A 15,396-nucleotide genomic window follows, 5' to 3' on the forward strand; every position below is an offset into this window, starting at 1 on the left:
CGTCAGGGCTCAGGCGCGGCCGTTCACCACTTGCCCGGCGCGTAGTCCTTCAGGAAAACGCCGTACAGGTCCTCGCCCGCCTCGCCGCGCACGATCGGGTCGTAGACGCGGGCGGCGCCGTCGACCAGGTCCAGCGGTGCGTGGAAACCCGCCTCGGCGAGGCGGACCTTGTCGGGGTGCGGGCGCTCGTCGGTGATCCAGCCGGTGTCGACGGCCGTCATCAGGATGCCGTCCTTCTCGAACATCTCCTGGGCGGCGGTGCGGGTGAGCATGTTCAGGGCGGCCTTGGCCATGTTGGTGTGCGGGTGGCCCGCACCCTTGTAGCCGCGTTCGAAGACGCCCTCCATGGCGGAGACGTTCACGATGTAGGTGCGCCGGGCCGCCGCGGCGGCCATCGCCGGGCGCAGGCGGCTGATCAGGATGAACGGCGCGGTGGAGTTGCACAACTGCACCTCGAGCAGCTCGACCGGCGTGACCTCGTCGACCGTCTGGATCCAGCTGTTGGTGTCGTGCAGGTCGGGCACCAGACCGCCCGCGTCGATGGCCGTGCCGGCGGCGATCCGCTCCAGGGAGGCGGAGCCGGAGACCAGGGCGAGGCCGGTGACGTCCTCGGCGGTGAGCGCGCCGGAGCCGGCCACCGGCAGGGCGGCGACCGCGCCGGAGCCGAAGGTGCCGATCACCTCGGCCGCGGGCAGCTCACCGGCGGGCAGCGGGGCCGACTCGGCGGCGACCAGCTCGCTGTAGGCCTGCGGGGAGCGCCGTACGGTCTGGGCGGCGTTGTTGATCAGGATGTCCAGCGGGCCCTCGGCGGCGACCGAGTCGGCGAGGGCGACCACCTGGGCGGGGTCGCGCAGGTCGATGCCGACGATCTTCAGCCGGTGGATCCACTCCGCGCTGTCGGGCTGGGCCTTGAAGCGGCGGACGGCGTCGTTGGGGAAGCGGGTGGTGACGGTGGTGTGCGCGCCGTCACGCAGCAGCCTGAGCGCGATGTACATGCCGATCTTGGCCCGGCCGCCGGTGAGAAGGGCGCGCTTGCCGGTCAGGTCGGCGCGGGCGTCGCGGCGGGCGCGGTTCTCGGCGGCGCACTTCTGGCACAGCTGGTGGTAGAAGTAGTCGACCTCGACGTAGCGCTGCTTGCAGACGTAGCAGGAGCGCGGGCGCCTGAGTATCCCCGCGATCTGGCCCTCCCCCGTCGCGGAGGACGGCAGGATGCCCTCGGTCTCGTCGTCGATGCGCTGCGCCGAGCCGGTTGCCGTGGCCTCCGTGACGGCCTTGTCGTGGGCGGTCTTGGCGGCCCGGCGCTCCTGGCGGCGGCGCTGCTTGACCATGCGGTAGATGTGCGAGGTGGCCCGGCGCACGGCGACGGCGTCGGGGTGGTCGACCTCGATGCCGTCCAGCTCCCGCAGCACGTCGAGGCAGACGGCGAGGCGCTCCGGGTCGATGCCGGGCCCGTACGCGGCCTCCTCGCCGGGCGCGTACACGACCTCGTCCATGGTCGTGGAGCCCTCGTCTGTCACCGTCATCGCGCTGCCGCTTCCCTGGTCCTTCGTGCGGCGCTCCGACTCGCGACCGCTTTCGAACGGGGGATTTTACGGCAGCGCCGGGCGCTCCCGCCAAACGCGTGACGATCAAGGGCCCGCGGGGGCGGCGGGTCAGGGCCCGCAGACGGTGATGAGGGTCTCCACCTCCTCGGTCAGGGCGCGGGCCAGCCGGTTCAGGTCCGGTACCGCCTTGGCGTCGGCGACGAGGCCGTAGTGGACCTGGCCGCGGTAGGTGGAGACCGCGACGGCGAGGGACTGGCCGCGGGCGAGCGGCGCGAAGGGGTAGACGGCGGTGAGCGGGTGGCCGCCCAGGCGCAGTCCGAAGCCGGGCAGCGGGACGCTGGTGACCAGGATGTCGAACCAGAGCCGGGCGGCCTGGCCGACCAGGGGGCCGCCGAGCCGGTGGCCGAGGGCGGGCACGTGGTCGGCGAGCAGGGCGACGGCGCCGGCGCCCCGGTCGGGTCCGGCGTCCTTGTTGCGGTCCATGGCGGTGCGCACGGCGGCGAGGCGGCGCAGCGGGTCGGGGACGCCGACGGGCAGTTCCATCAGGTAGCCGGAGAGCCGGTTGCCCGGCGGCTGGGCGGTGCGCGGGCGGCGCCGGGAGACGGGGATCAGGGCGCGCGGGGCGATGCCGTCGCACGCTTCGCCCCGCTCCTCCAGCCAGCGGCGCAGGGCACCGGCGACGACCGCGATCAGGACGTCGTTGACGGTGCCGCCCACGGCCTTGCGCACCAGGTGCACGTCGTCGATGTCGACGACCACGCCGGCGGTGCGGCGGGTGCCGGTGGGTTCGGCGGTGAGGGCGGGTGTGGTGCGGGCGACGAGGGTGGAGCGCGCGACGCGGGCACCGATGTCCAGGGCCCGTCCGACGTCGAAGAACGCGCCGCGCAGGAGTCCGGGCAGGCTGCGTACGTCGGGCAGCGGGCCGCGCGGCGGCTGTGCGGGCCGCGGGCGCCGCGCGGGCAGGTCGACCGGGTCGAGGACGGCCGCGGCCAGGGTGAGGGCGCGCAGCCCGTCGGCGAGGGCGTGGTGGAACTTGAACAGGACCGCGAAGCAGGTGCCGTCCTCGCCGGGCAGCACGTGGGCCTCCCACGGCGGCCGGTTGCGTTCCAGGGGGCGCTGCATGAGCCGTCCGGCGGCGGCGTGGAAGTCGGTGGCCGGGGTGTGCAGCCGCACGTGGTGGAGCGGGTCGAAGCAGGGGTCGGGTTCGCGGGCGGCGCCGCCGAAGCCGAGCGGCCGGCGCAGGCCGTCGGCGAGCGAGTGGCGCCGGCCGTCGGCGGAGGGCTGCCGCGGGCCGAGGGGGCGCCACACGTCCCGGATGCGCAGGCGCAGCCCGGGAACGCCGGCGGCGCGGGCGGCGAGCAGGTCGGCCGCGTGCGCCCCGGCGGTGGACGAGGTGGCGGAGAAGATCCCGAGCGCGCCGAGGTGCATGGGGTGGTCGGCGGACTCGATGTTCCAGAACGCCAGGTCGAGGGGAGCGAGCAGGTCAGGGGTCAAGGCTTGCCTCCGTCGACGGTGGGTGAGTCTGCAGTCAACAGCCTGCGGCTGATTACGGTCAAGCACGATCAAGTTACGCACAGTTAACGTCAGATGAAGTCCCGCCCCGGCGGGCGGGGCGGGACACGGCGGTCACGGGACGCGGGGCCCCGGGCGTCAGCCGAGTGCGGGCGGCGCCGCCTGCGCCGATGTGCCCCAGGACGAGGGCCGCGGGCCCACGGTGTAGCTGAGCGTCCTGGTCCGGCGCAGGTCGCCGGTGGTCAGGTAGGTCCGCTCGTGGGTCACCCCGTCGGCGCTGACCGTCTGGGTGTAGCGGTCCTCCGAGGAGGTGCCGGGCGCCTCGATCGTGAGGGCGCCGCGGGGGTGGTAGCGGGGGTCCAGCCGCAGGTCGACGCGGTCGAAGACCGGGGTGGACAGGCCCCAGGTGCCGTAGCCGGGCTGCACCGGGTAGAGGCCGATGGACGACAGCACGTCCCAGGCGGACATGGTGCCCAGGTCGTCGTTGCCGGTGATCCCGGTCGGTTCGTCGGTGAACAGGGTCAGCGCGGCGTGCACCACGTCGCTCGTCTTCCACGGCTGCCCCGTCGACAGGTAGGTGTACGGGGCGAGCAGGTCGGGCTCGTTGAGCGGGTTGTAGCGGTCGGTGTCGTAGTAGGCGTACGGATCCTTGACCCACACCTCGCGGGCGGTGCGGGCGGGATCCGTGAGGAGCTGGTCGTAGGCGAAGAACTCGTCGAGCCGGTCGTTGGTGAGCCGCTTGCCGCCGATGAGGTCGACCACGCCGGGCAGGTCCTGCGGCACCAGCCATTGGTACTGCCAGGCGGTGCCCTCGTGGAACCCTTCGCTCTGCGCCGGGCTCCACGGCCCGGCGAAGGCGCCGGAGGCGTCGCGGGCCCGGAAGAAGCGCGTAGAGGGGTCGAACAGGTGCCGGTAGCTGCGGGAGCGGGCGGCCCACCGGGCGGCGTCCTCGCGGTGGCCGAGGGACCGGGCCATCTGGGCGAGCACGGCGTCCGACAGGGCGTACTCCAGGGTCGCAGAGGCGCCGAAGGCGTAGTCCGAGTGACCGGCCTTGGCCGGCTCGTGTCCCTTGGCGTAGGGGGCGAAGCCGCGGGTGATGTAGTCCTCGTTGGCGTCGCGGCCCACCGCGGGGGAAGCGGCGGGCGGGACGCCGTCCGCGTTCCTCTTCAGGGCGCGGTAGGCCCGCTCCTCGTAGCCCTTGAGCAGGCCCTGCTGGAAGGCGTTGGTCAGGAACGGGGTGACCGGGTCGCCGGTCATGATGTTCGTCTCGACCGTGCCGTAGCCCCACTTGGGCAGCCAGCCGCTCTCCTCGGCCACCCGGATCACGGAGACGGCCATGTCACGGGACTCGCGGGGCGCGAGCAGGGCGAGGAGCTGCGCCTGGGTGCGGTAGGTGTCCCACAGCGACCAGTTCTGGTAGTAGGTGAAGCCGTGGCTGCGGTGGACGCGCCGGTCCCAGCCGGTGTAGCGGCCGTCGGCGTCCTCGCCGACGTTGGGCGCGACGAAGGACCGGTACAGGGACGAGTAGAAGGTGCGCCGGCGGGTGCTGTCGCCGCCGCTCACCCGCACGTCCGCCAGCCGCCTCTCCCAGGCCCGCCGGGCCGCCTCGCGCACGGCGGCGAAGGAACGGCCGCCCTCGGCGCGCAGGTTGCCCGCCGCGCCGGCCGCGTCGACGTAGGACAGCGCGGTGGTCGCCTCCACCGTGCGGTCGTGGGTGGTGTCGAAGCGGAGGTAGGCGCCGCCGCGCCCGGTCCGCGCGCCGGGGGTGACGGTGGTGCCGTCCCAGGTGCCGTACGCGGTGAAGGGCCGGTCGAAGCGGGTGATCGTGTAGACGGTGTACGGGAGGGTGTCCTTGCAGAAGCCGCGGCCGGTGATCGCGGTGCGCACCGTGCGCTCGTCCAGGATCTCCACCGAGGAGGCGACCATCCGGTGCAGCGCCTGGCCCGCGTCGAGCAGGACGTTGGCCTTGTCGGTGGCCGGGAAGGTGTAGCGCTGGACGCCGGTCCTGGTCGTCGCGGTCAGTTCGGCCTCGATGCCGGAGTCCAGCGCGACGCGGTAGTAGCCGGGGCTCGCCCGCTCGTTCTCGTGGCGGAAGCCGGTCGCGTACTTCGCGTAGTCCGTCCGGGTGACGTCACCGGTGGTGGGCAGCACCGGCAGGTCGCCGCCGATGCGGCAGCCGACGCCGGAGAGGTGGACCAGGGAGAAGCCGCGGACGCGGCTGTGGGCGTAGTCGTAGCCGGTGCTGTGACCGGTGTCCGGCGAGAACTGCACCATGCCGAAGGGCACGGTCGCGCCGGGGAACGTGTTGCCTTCGTTCGCGGTGCCGATGAACGGGTTGACCAGGTCGGTCAGCCGGGCGTCGCGGGGTGCCGCGGCCTGTGCGGGGGCGGGGGCGGTGGACAGCGCGGACGCCGCCACCGCCGCCGCTCCCACGCACAGGCGCAGGCTCCGGGTCCAGCTCATGCAGGAAGACCTCCGAGGGAGACGTCATTGCCTGCATGATCACGTCTGATGGTCAGTCAGCCGGGCATCCGGCGGGTGTCGCGCGCGACGCGTCGCGGATCAGCGCCTGCTGGGCGGCCCGTACCCGGGCCGCGTCGGGCTTGAGCACCCGCCGGTCGTAGGTGAGCAGACCGTTGAGTTCGCCCTCCACATCGCTGATCTGGGTGTAGACCGCGCCGTTGCTGCCGCGGCAGGCCAGCGACCGCACCTCGCCGAGCTTGGTGAGGTAGTCGTCGGTGTAGGCGGCGGGGTCGACGTCGACGTAGCTCTGCTGCACCGGCCAGGCGTGTCCGGGCACCGCGAGGCCGAGGCCGCCGTACTCGCCGCTGACCAGGGCCCGCCTGCCGTCGGGGTGCGGCGGCAGCGCGGGAGAGGGGTAGCCGTGCTCGTCGATGATGTCACCGGCCCCGCCGTCGGTCCCCAGGTTGATCCCGGACATGCCGTTGACCAGGCGCGTCGGGTCCCAGCTCTTGGCCTGATCGGCGACGCGGGCCTCGTCGTACTGGCCCCAGCCCTCGTTGAAGGTGACCCACATGACGACCGACGGGCTGCTGATGTGCTCGTCGATGACCTCCTTCATCTCGCGCTCGTACTCGGTCCGCGCGGCGGCGGAGGGGTTCACCCCCGCGGTCATGGCGGGCATGTCCTGCCACACCATCAGGCCCAGCCGGTCGGCCCAGTAGAACCAGCGGTCGGGCTCGACCTTGATGTGCTTGCGCACGGCGTTGAAGCCGAGCTGCTTGTGCACCTTCAGGTCGTACGCCAGGGCCTCGTCGGTGGGCGCGGTGTACAGGCCGTCGGGCCAGAAGCCCTGGTCGAGCGTGGCCATCATGAAGACCGGCTTGCCGTTGAGGACCGTGCGCGGGACGCCGTCCACCTGCTCCACCGCGATGGAGCGCATGCCGAAGTAGCTGCCGACCTCGTCGGCGCCGACGCGCACCTTCAGGTCGTACAGGAAGGGGTCGTCGGGCGACCACAGGCGCGGGTCGTGGATCGTCAGGGTGAGCGGCGAGCCGGTGCGGCCGTGGGCGGTGGCGACCTTGTGCCGTCCCGCGTACGCCGTCGCCGTGACCGGTACGCCGTCGCGGACGCCCTCGGCCCGGACGGTGAGGCGGCCGTGCGGGACGTCGGGGGTGAGCTCGAGGGAGTCGACGTGGTCGGGGGCGACCGGCTCCATCCACACGGTCTGCCAGATGCCCGAGGTCGGCGTGTACCAGATGCCGCTCGGGTCCAGGCGCTGCTTGCCCAGCGGCGGGTTCTCTCCGCCGGCCGCGTCGGTCGGGTCGTAGACGCCGACGATCAGCTCCTGGGTGCGGCCGGGCTTCAGCGCGTCGGTGACGTCGGCGCCGAACTTGTCGTAGCCGCCCTGGTGCGCGGCGACCTTCGTGCCGTTGACGTAGACCTCGGCCCTCCAGTCCACCGCGCCGAAGTTGAGCCGCAGCCGCTTGCCGTGGCCGACGTGCCAGTCGGCGGGGACGGTGAAGGTGCGGCGGTACCACATGCGGTCCTCGTGCCGTTCGATCCCGGAGAGCTGGGACTCCACCGGGTAGGGGACGAGGATCCGCTCGGGCAGCGTCGTGCCCACGGGCGGCTGCTCGCCCTCGTGGGCGGCGGCGAACTGCCAGCGGCCGTTGAGGCTGCGCCAGTCGGAGCGGGTCAGCTGCGGACGCGGGTACTCGGGAAGGGCGTTGTCCGGCCCGACCTGCCCGGCCCACGGCGTGCGCAGTTCGTACGTCGACCGGTTGGGTCCGCTGCTCCAGAACGCGCCGACCGCCTTGGCGTCGGCGCCGGTGAGCCCGCCGAGGCCGTCGTAGCGGACGTCGGCGGTGCCGCGCGCGGTACCGCTCTTGTTCCCGACGACGGGCTGCTGGAGGCTCACCAGCAGGGCGCGCGGGTCGGCCGGGTCGGTGCGGGCGGTGCCGAGCGGCCAGGCGGCGCCGCCGATCACGGCCTTCAGGTGGCCGGCGAGGCCGGCCGGGGGCGCGGCGAGCCGCTGCGCGAAGCCGAGTCTCAGGGTGCGGCCGTCCCCGAGGACGGTGCTGCTGAGCGCGCCGTCGTAGGCGTAGCCTTCGGGCAGGCGGAACGCGGACTGCGGCACCGCCTCCTTGGTTCCGCCGGGCTCGGTCCAGCGGACGTGGAGGTTGGAGCCGCCGTAGTGCTCGAAGTACTCGACCTTGATGTCGTAGGCCGTGCCCGCGGTCAGCTGCACGGGGGCCGAGTTCTGTTCGCGGTCCCAGTCGTCGACCCAGTGGTCGATGACGAGGTTGCCGCCTATCCAGAGGCGGAAGCCGTTGTCGCCGGTGATCGAGAAGGTGTGGGCGCCGGTCTTCTCCGGGACGATGCGGCCGGTCCAGCGGACGCTGACGTCGTCGGAGCGGCCGGTGGTGGCGGCCAGGCGGGGTTCGAGGTTGTCGAAGTCGAGTGCGGGGTCGAACGCGGTGGCCTTCAGCTGGTCGAAGTCGAAGGCCCCGGGGGCGGACTGGGTGTAGTAGTCGCCCTTGAGGCCGTGGGCCTCCACGGGGTCGTCGGCGGGGGTGGCGGTCGCGGTGGGGGCCGCGGTGAACGCGGCGAGACCGAGCGCTGCGGCGAGCAGCAGCGCGAGTCGGTCCCTGAAGCGGCTGGTGCGCACGATCCTCCTCGTGACGAGGGAAAATGGCGGCTCTTGTGCACTGCCCGGTTGCGGGATTGTTCGGTCCGGTGTGGAACAACGTTGTCAAGGCAGCCGACGGCATGACAGCACGGATCGGCTTCATAGTCCAGGGACATGACAAAAGGTCGGATCACCCGGCGCCGCCGCCGTCCGCGTGCGGATCTCCGGCGGGGGCGAGATCCAAGTGGACCGTACGCCCGCGGGGCGCGCACCATGGGGGCGTCGCTCCCGTGTCGTGCGGGGCTCCCGCGCGGCTCCCCTCTCCTGCGGAAGGGAAGTGAACCGGATGCCCAAGGTCTCCCGGCGCACCGCCACCCAGGGCGGCGACTACGGACCCGTCGTCGAGCAGTCCGAGGACCTCGACCCCTACACGGTGGACTTCCGCGTCTTCCGCGAGGACGTCGACCTCACCCCGCTGCTCAGGGAACTGCCGGACGGCCGCTGCCAGTGCCCGCACTGGGGTTACGTCTTCAAGGGCGAGCTGCGGCTGCGCTACCCCGACCACGACGAGGTCTACCAGGCCGGAGAGGCGTTCTACGCGCCCCCGGGCCACGTCCCCGTGCACACGGCGCCGGGCACCGAGTACGTGCAGTTCAGCCCCAGCGAGGACGCGCGCCGGGCGAGCGCGATCACCCTGAACCACTTCCCGCCGCTGATCGGCTGAGCCCGCCCGCCGCCCCGGGGCCGGGAGACGGAGTCCCGAGCCGTCCGGGGCCCGAGCCGGCCGGGGGGCGGCCGACGGCGGGCGAGGGCGGGCGAGGGACCCTAGGGGACGCGCTGGCCCTTGCCCAGGGCGATCACCCCGCCCGTGGAGACGGTGTACAGCGCGGCGTCCCGCTCCGGGTTGACGCCGATCGTCGCGCCGGGCGGCACCTCGACGTTCTTGTCCAGGACCGCGCCGCGCACGACCGCGCCCCGCCCGACGTGGACGTTGTCGTGCAGCACCGAGCCCTGCACCACCGCGCCGGGATCGACCCGCACGCCCGGGGAGAGCACGGACCGCGTGACCTGTCCGCGGATCAGGCAGCCGGCGCTGATGATGGACTCCCCCGCGATGCCGCCCGCGTTGAACCGGGCCGGTGAGAGCTGGTTGGAGTGGGTGTAGACCGGCCAGTCCCGGTTGTAGAGGTTGAAGGCGGGACGCTCGGCGATGAGGTCCATGTGGGCGTCGTAGTACGCGTCGAGCGTCCCCACGTCCCGCCAGTAGCCCTGGTCCCGGCTGGTCTCGCCGGGCACGTGGTTGGCGCTGAAGTCGTACAGCTGGGCCTCGCCGCGCTCGGTGAGCGCAGGCAGGATCGAGCCGCCCATGTCGTGCACGGATCCCTCGTCCTCGGCGTCCCGGTGCAGCGCCTCGACGAGCGCCTTGGTGGTGAAGATGTAGTTGCCCATGGAGGCGAAGACGTGGTCGGGGTCGTCGGGCAGGCCCGGCGGATCGGCGGGCTTCTCCAGGAACCGCTCGACACCCTGCCCGTCCGAGGCCGGGGTGATCACGCCGAACGACGAGGACTGCGTGCGCGGCACCCGGATGCCGGCGACGGTCACCCCCGCGCCGCCCTCGATGTGCTGCCGGAGCATCTGCCGCGGGTCCATGCGGTAGACGTGGTCGGCGCCGAAGACCGCCACGTACTCGGGCTGTTCGTCGTGGACCAGGTTGAGCGACTGGAGGATCGCGTCGGCGCTGCCCAGGTACCAGCGCGGGCCGAGGCGCTGCTGGGCGGGCACCGGGGTGACGTAGTTGCCGAGCAGGCTGGACATGCGCCAGGTGGTGGTGATGTGCCGGTCCAGCGAGTGCGACTTGTACTGGGTCAGCACACAGACGCGCAGGATGTCGCCGTTGACGAGGTTGGACAGGACGAAGTCGACCAGGCGGTACGTCCCGCCGAAGGTCACCGCCGGTTTGGCGCGGTCCGCGGTCAGGGGCATCAGACGCTTGCCCTCACCGCCCGCGAGGACGATTCCGAGGACCGAAGGTCCACCACGACGCATGGCCGCTCCCCTCACCCGGTTGAACCACTACTGCCCTGGTGCGAAGTGGCCTAAGCCTGACCGAGGATCTCCTCGTACAGCCCCGCGGTGCGCCGGGCGACGGCGTCCCAGCCGAACTCCGCCACCGCCCGCAGCCGTCCCGCCTCGCCCATGCGGCGCGCCGCCGCCGGGTCGGCGAGCACGGCGTCCAGGGCCCGGGCCAGCCCCGCCTCGAACGCCTCGTCCGGGCCGCCGTCCTTCCTTTCTTCCCGGCTCCCGCCCGGCTCTTCGTCCCGGCCGCCGTCCAGGTCGACGAGGATCCCGGTGCGGCCGTCGTCGACCACCTCCGGGATGCCGCCGACGCGGGAGGCGACGACGGGCGTGCCGCAGGCCATCGCCTCCAGGTTGACGATGCCGAGCGGCTCGTACACCGAGGGGCAGACGAAGACGGCCGCGTGCGTGAGCAACTGGACCACCTCCGGGCGGGGCAGCATCTGCGGGATCCAGTGGACACCGTCGCGGACCTGGCTCAGCTCCCGGAACAGATCCCGGAACTCCCGGTCGATCTCCGGGGTGTCGGGGGCGCCCGCGCAGAGCACGACCTGGGCCGCCGGGTCGATGTCCCGGGCGGCGCGCAGCAGGTGCGGCACGCCCTTCTGCCGCGTGATGCGGCCGACGAACAGCACGTAGGGGCGGTCCGGGTCGAGGCCGATGCGCGTGAGGACGTCGGTCCTGGGGTCGGGCCGGTACAGGGCGGTGTCGATGCCGTTGTGGATGACGTGGACGCGGGCGGGGTCCAGGTCCGGGTAGCAGCCGAGGATGTCGGCGCGCATCGCACCGGAGACGGCGACCACCGCGTCGGCGGCCTCCATCGCGGTGCGCTCGGCCCAGCTCGACAGGGTGTACCCACCGCCGAGCTGCTCGGCCTTCCACGGGCGCAGCGGCTCCAGGGAGTGCGCGGTCAGCACGTGCGGCACGCCGTGCAGCAGCTTTCCGAGGTGGCCGGCGAGGTTCGCGTACCAGGTGTGCGAGTGCAGCAGGTCGCAGCCCTGGGTGGCGGCGGTCATGGCCAGGTCCACGGAGAAGGTCCGCAGGGCGTCGTTGGCTCCGTCCAGCGCGGGCCAGGGGCGGTGGCGCACGACACCCGCCGTCCGCTCCGCCGAGGATGCCTCGCCCCAGCAGTGCACCTCCAGGTCGACCAGCGGCCGCAGTTCCCGTGCCAGGAACTCGACATGGACGCCCGCACCGCCGTACACGTCCGGCGGGTACTCCCGGGTCAGTAGTCCCACGCGCACCCGCAAACCCCCTGAGTCCGGCGGCAAGTCCCCTTCATGGTCACCCGGATGCGGCCCGGGGGGAAGGGGCCGGGGCACGTGAGAAACAACAGTCCCCGCAGACACCGCCGCCGGGCACGCGGTAGTAGAGGCAGCAACTGCGCCGCCGGAAGCCGGTGGCGCCCAGGGTGCCCGCCCCCGCGAGCGCCGGGTGGGCGAGCAGGCGTACGGCCAGGTCGTGGGCCAGGTCGCCGGCCCCGGGCCGGCCGTCCTGGCGGGCCCACCCGCGCACCTGCCGCGCCGTCGCGGCCAGCGCGGAGGCGGCGTTGCCCCGCAGCAGGCCCGGCGCGAGGCGGTACCGGGCACGCAGGGCGGCGGCCAGGGGCTCCAGATGGGCGTGCAGGACGGCGCGGGCGACGGCGGTGGCGACGGCGTCGGTGGCGGGGTCGGCGTGGGTGTCGGTGGCGGGCTCGGGGGCGGCGAGGGCGTCGGTTTCGGTGGCCGCTTCGGGGTCGGTGGCGGCTTCGGGGGCGGCGACGGTGTCGGTGGCGGTGGCCGCTTCGGGGTGGGTGTCGGTGGCGGGGTCGGTGCCGGTCGTGGTCCCGCCGGCGGGGCGGGCGGCGGGCAGCGGGCGTACCTCCGTGAGCCACAGGTCGTCGGGGGCGCTGCCCGTGGGGTCCCAGCGGAGCAGGTCCGGGGCGAGGTCGGGAAGTCGGCCGTACCGCACGGCACAGCCCAGCGCCACCGACCACAGGCGGGCGGCGAGCCCCTGGTGGGCCACCGAGGCGGCGACCCGGGGTTCGGGGGCCCGGATGCCGTCGGCGACCCGGCGCACCCGCACGGTGAGCGGGTCGGCGGCGTGCCCGGAGGGAGCCTGGGCGTAGGCCTGCGCGAGGGTGGGCAGCGGCCCTCGGGGCGGCTCGCCCGTGCGCAGGGCGAAGAAGCCGCCGAGGGGGCGGAGGGCGGCGAGTCGTGCGTCGGGTTCCACGGGGAGCAGTAGTAGCAAGTCCTGGGGACCGACGCTCCCAGGGGGCGGGCGCGGGCCGCTCGTCAGGGGTGCTCCGCCGTGTGTCGCCCACCTTGGGGAGGACACCGCGGGACGGCTACTCCATCGGCAGTATGACCCATTGACTGCTCAGGGACGACGACGGGAAGAGATCGGCACGGCAAGGTGTTGGACCATGGAAGCCGCCTGTTCGCCGCGCCGGGCCCGACGCGCCCGCCTCCCGCAGAGGACCAGCTCATGAGCGCCCTCGCGCTGTCCGTGCTGCTGTCGCTCGTGTCCGCCGTGGCGTACGCGGGCGGCGCGATCGTGCAGGAGCAGGTCGCGGTGTCCGCTCCCGGCGAGCAGTACGCGCCGCTGCGCCGGCCGGCCTGGTGGGCGGCGGTCGGTCTGAACGGTCTGGGCGGCCTGCTGCACGTGGTGGCGCTGGCCTGCGGCCCGCTCAGTCTGGTCCAGCCGCTGGGCGCCCTGACGATCGTGTTCGCCCTGCCCATGGCCGCCCTGCTGGTCGGCCGCCGGGCGGGCGCCGCCGCGTGGCGCGGCGCGGTCATGGCGACGGCCGGTCTGGCGGGCCTGCTGTCCCTGGTGGGCGCGTCCCACGCGCAGTCGCTGAGCGGGGCCCAGCGGGTCGCCCTGGCGGCCTTCACGGGCGGCGCGGTGGTCGCGCTGACGGTGGCGGGGCGTACCGCGCACCGGCACCCCGCCGTGCGCAGCGTGCTGCTCGCCACGGGTGCCGGCGTCGCGTTCGGCATGTCCTCGGTGTTCACCAAGGCGGTCGCGGTGGACTGGAGCGACGGGATCACGCCGGCCGACCTGCCGTCGCTGGCGGCGATCGCCGTCCTGGCCACGGCGGGCATGCTGCTGTCGCAGGCGTCGTACCGGGGCGGTGGCCTCGCGGCCCCGCTGGCCACGCTCACCGTGGCGAACCCGATGGCGGCGGCCGCGGTCGGCATCACCATGTTCGGCGAAACCTTCCGCTACGGGGCCACGGGCACCGCGCTCGCCCTGGGCTGCGGTGTGGTGGCCGCGGGTGGCCTGATCCTGCTGACGACCGAGCGCATCGGACGCACGGCGGCGGGTCCGGCGCAGGCAGCACCCGGCCAGGACGCGACGCCCCGGCGAACTCCCCCGGCGCCCGCCGGCCCCGCGGCACCTGCCGCTCCCGCGGTGCCTGCCTCCCCTGCCGTGCCTGCCGGTCCCCCGGCGCCCGCGGTGCCGGCCGCTCCCGCCGTGCCCGCCGCTCCCGCCGTGCCCGCCGCTCCCGCCGTGCTCGCGTTGCCCGCTCTCCCGGCACCGCGTGAGGCGGCCTCCGGAGCCGGGCCGGAGCAGGGCGGACCGGCGACGGCGGACGACCCGGGGCCGGAGACGGACATGTTGTACAGCGGCCCGTTCTGCGGCCTCGTCCACGGGGTGGCGTACGTCCCCATGCCCGTCCTCGCCCGGCACCGGCCCCGGGTCGGATCCTGACGCCGCCCGGCCGGGGTCAGATGTCGGCCCCGCCCGCCCGGAGATAGCCGACCGGGTCGATGTCCGAGCCGAAACCGGGCCCCGTCCGCACCTCGAAGTGCAGATGCGGGCCCGTGACGTTCCCGGTGGCCCCGGAGCGGCCGATGCGCTGTCCGGCGGTGACCGACTGGCCGGCCCGGACCGAGATCGCCGACAGGTGCCCGTACTGGGTGTAGCGGCCGTCGGCGTGCCGGATCACCACCTGGTACCCGTACGACCCGCCCCAGCCCGCGGTGACCACCCGGCCCGCGCCGGCGGCGTGCACGGAGGTGCCGGTGCCCACCAGGAAGTCGACGCCCGTGTGGTAGCCCTTGGACCAGTGGGAGCCGGACGCCCGGTAGCCGGTGCCGACGGGGCCGTGCACGGGGGCGACGAGGGTGTGCGAGGCGGTGTGCGGCCGGCCGGCCCTGCCGCTCTCCGTGCGGGTGGCGGGCTTCGGCGCGGGCTTCGTCTTCTGCTGCGCGGCCGGCCGGCGGGCGGGTGCGGAATCCTGGTGCCGGGCGGGCGCCTGCCGCGTCGGGTGCACGGAGAGCCGCTGGCCGGGCAGGATCAGGTCCGGGTCGTCCCCGACGACGGTCCGGTTGGCCGCGTACAACTGCCGCCAGCCGCCCCGGACATGCCGGTCGTCGGCGATGCCGGAGAGGGTGTCGCCGCGGACCACCGTGTACATCTCGGAGGTGCCCGCGCGGGACTGCGGCGTGGTCTGCGGTCTGACGTCGTGCGCGGGGGCCGCCGCGCGGTCCGTCCGGCCCCCGGTCGCCCCGCGGGACGCGGCCGCGCTGCCCGTACGGTGCGCGGACTGCGGCACGGCGGTGGTCAGGCCGGCCCGCGCCGAGCACACCGGCCACGCGCCGGGGCCCTGTCCGCCGAGCACCTTCTCCGCCACCGCGATCTGCTGCTCGCGCGTGGCCAGATCGGCGCGCGGCGCGTACCTGGTCCCGCCGAACGCCGCCCAGGTGGACCGGGTGAACTGCAGCCCGCCGTAGTAGCCGTTGCCGGTGTTGACGCTCCAGTTGCCGCTCGACTCGCAGGCGGCCACCTTGTTCCAGGTGGCGGCGTCGGCCGCGTACGCCGTGCCGGCGCCGATCAGCGGGATGGCCATGCCCGCGCCGCCCACCGTGACCGTCAGTGAGGCGCGGTTGATCCTGTTCGGCTGGTACCGGCGGTGCCGGCCGCGTGCGGCCATGTCCGTTCCCCCTCGCCATGCGTCAGGAGCGGCAAAAGTAGATGCCCCGAACGAGCCATGACAAGACGGCAATCGGCCGCTTCCGAGTCTCAAGTGGCCGGTAGCGCTCGTACGTTGGCCGGAACGGCGGCGTCAGGCCGGGAGAGCCTGGGGACGGGGCGCCTCCGGTCGCGTATGGGATGGAGATGGGGCGCATCCGGTCGCGTAAGGGACCAGGGCGGGAGGGGAGCGGCCGTGGGGCAGGAGGCGAGGCG

10 protein-coding genes are annotated in these 15,396 nt (G+C 74.0%); 2 read left to right on the top strand and 8 right to left on the bottom strand.

Going from position 1 to position 15,396, the window contains the following annotated elements:
* Positions 1–23: 23 nt before the first annotated feature.
* The 4 genes from AC6I72_RS03740 to AC6I72_RS03755 all read right to left on the bottom strand — a co-directional run bounded on the left by AC6I72_RS03740 (position 24) and on the right by AC6I72_RS03755 (position 8,187).
* Positions 24–1,523 (bottom strand): SDR family NAD(P)-dependent oxidoreductase, encoded by a 1,500-nt coding sequence (locus AC6I72_RS03740; protein ID WP_497999436.1) that lies wholly within the window; start codon positions 1,521–1,523, stop codon positions 24–26.
* Between the two features lie 129 nt (positions 1,524–1,652).
* Positions 1,653–3,038 (bottom strand): wax ester/triacylglycerol synthase family O-acyltransferase, encoded by a 1,386-nt coding sequence (locus tag AC6I72_RS03745; RefSeq protein ID WP_497999437.1) that lies wholly within the window; start codon positions 3,036–3,038, stop codon positions 1,653–1,655.
* Positions 3,039–3,194: 156 nt separating this feature from the next.
* Positions 3,195–5,519, bottom strand: coding sequence for a GH92 family glycosyl hydrolase (locus tag AC6I72_RS03750; protein WP_497999438.1), 2,325 nt, complete (start codon positions 5,517–5,519; stop codon positions 3,195–3,197).
* Positions 5,520–5,571: 52 nt separating this feature from the next.
* Entirely contained in the window at positions 5,572–8,187 is a 2,616-nt protein-coding gene (locus AC6I72_RS03755; RefSeq protein ID WP_497999439.1) for a PA14 domain-containing protein, read from the bottom strand.
* 307 nt (positions 8,188–8,494) lie between these two features.
* Here AC6I72_RS03755 and AC6I72_RS03760 point away from each other — a divergent pair, with 307 nt between their 5' ends.
* Positions 8,495–8,872, top strand: a complete 378-nt coding sequence (locus AC6I72_RS03760; RefSeq protein WP_497999440.1) for a cupin domain-containing protein — start codon at positions 8,495–8,497, stop codon at positions 8,870–8,872.
* 101 nt (positions 8,873–8,973) lie between these two features.
* Here the strand turns inward: AC6I72_RS03760 and glgC are convergent, their stop codons facing one another.
* Genes glgC through AC6I72_RS03775 form a run of 3 tightly spaced genes read right to left on the bottom strand, consistent with a single transcriptional unit; the run spans position 8,974 to position 12,435 of the window.
* On the bottom strand, positions 8,974–10,194 hold the full coding sequence (gene glgC / locus AC6I72_RS03765; protein WP_497999441.1) for a glucose-1-phosphate adenylyltransferase: 1,221 nt from the start codon (positions 10,192–10,194) through the stop codon (positions 8,974–8,976).
* Positions 10,195–10,244: 50 nt separating this feature from the next.
* Positions 10,245–11,468 carry a glycogen synthase gene (gene glgA, locus AC6I72_RS03770; protein WP_497999442.1) on the bottom strand — a complete coding sequence of 408 codons (1,224 nt, stop codon included), beginning with the start codon at positions 11,466–11,468 and terminating at the stop codon, positions 10,245–10,247.
* Between the two features lie 40 nt (positions 11,469–11,508).
* Positions 11,509–12,435, bottom strand: coding sequence for a (2Fe-2S)-binding protein (locus tag AC6I72_RS03775; RefSeq protein WP_497999443.1), 927 nt, complete (start codon positions 12,433–12,435; stop codon positions 11,509–11,511).
* Between the two features lie 255 nt (positions 12,436–12,690).
* Here AC6I72_RS03775 and AC6I72_RS03780 point away from each other — a divergent pair, with 255 nt between their 5' ends.
* Positions 12,691–13,917: a DMT family transporter gene (locus AC6I72_RS03780; protein WP_497999444.1), complete on the top strand. Its 1,227-nt coding sequence runs from the start codon at positions 12,691–12,693 to the stop codon at positions 13,915–13,917.
* Between the two features lie 16 nt (positions 13,918–13,933).
* On the opposite strand, the gene AC6I72_RS03785 is transcribed toward AC6I72_RS03780, so the two are convergent.
* On the bottom strand, positions 13,934–15,142 hold the full coding sequence (locus AC6I72_RS03785; RefSeq protein WP_497999445.1) for a transglycosylase family protein: 1,209 nt from the start codon (positions 15,140–15,142) through the stop codon (positions 13,934–13,936).
* Positions 15,143–15,396 lie beyond the last annotated feature (254 nt).

It is taken from the genome of Streptomyces sp. Xyl84 (assembly GCF_059731885.1).

What these genes read in the sequence shown, in the direction of transcription:
- AC6I72_RS03740 (WP_497999436.1), bottom strand. Translation starts at nt 1,523, where the DNA reads ATGACGGTGACAGACGAGGGCTCCACGACCATGGACGAGGTCGTGTAC.
- AC6I72_RS03750 (WP_497999438.1), bottom strand. Translation starts at nt 5,519, where the DNA reads ATGAGCTGGACCCGGAGCCTGCGCCTGTGCGTGGGAGCGGCGGCGGTG.
- AC6I72_RS03760 (WP_497999440.1), top strand. Translation starts at nt 8,495, where the DNA reads ATGCCCAAGGTCTCCCGGCGCACCGCCACCCAGGGCGGCGACTACGGA.
- glgC (WP_497999441.1), bottom strand. Translation starts at nt 10,194, where the DNA reads ATGCGTCGTGGTGGACCTTCGGTCCTCGGAATCGTCCTCGCGGGCGGT.
- AC6I72_RS03780 (WP_497999444.1), top strand. Translation starts at nt 12,691, where the DNA reads ATGAGCGCCCTCGCGCTGTCCGTGCTGCTGTCGCTCGTGTCCGCCGTG.
- AC6I72_RS03785 (WP_497999445.1), bottom strand. Translation starts at nt 15,142, where the DNA reads ATGGCCGCACGCGGCCGGCACCGCCGGTACCAGCCGAACAGGATCAAC.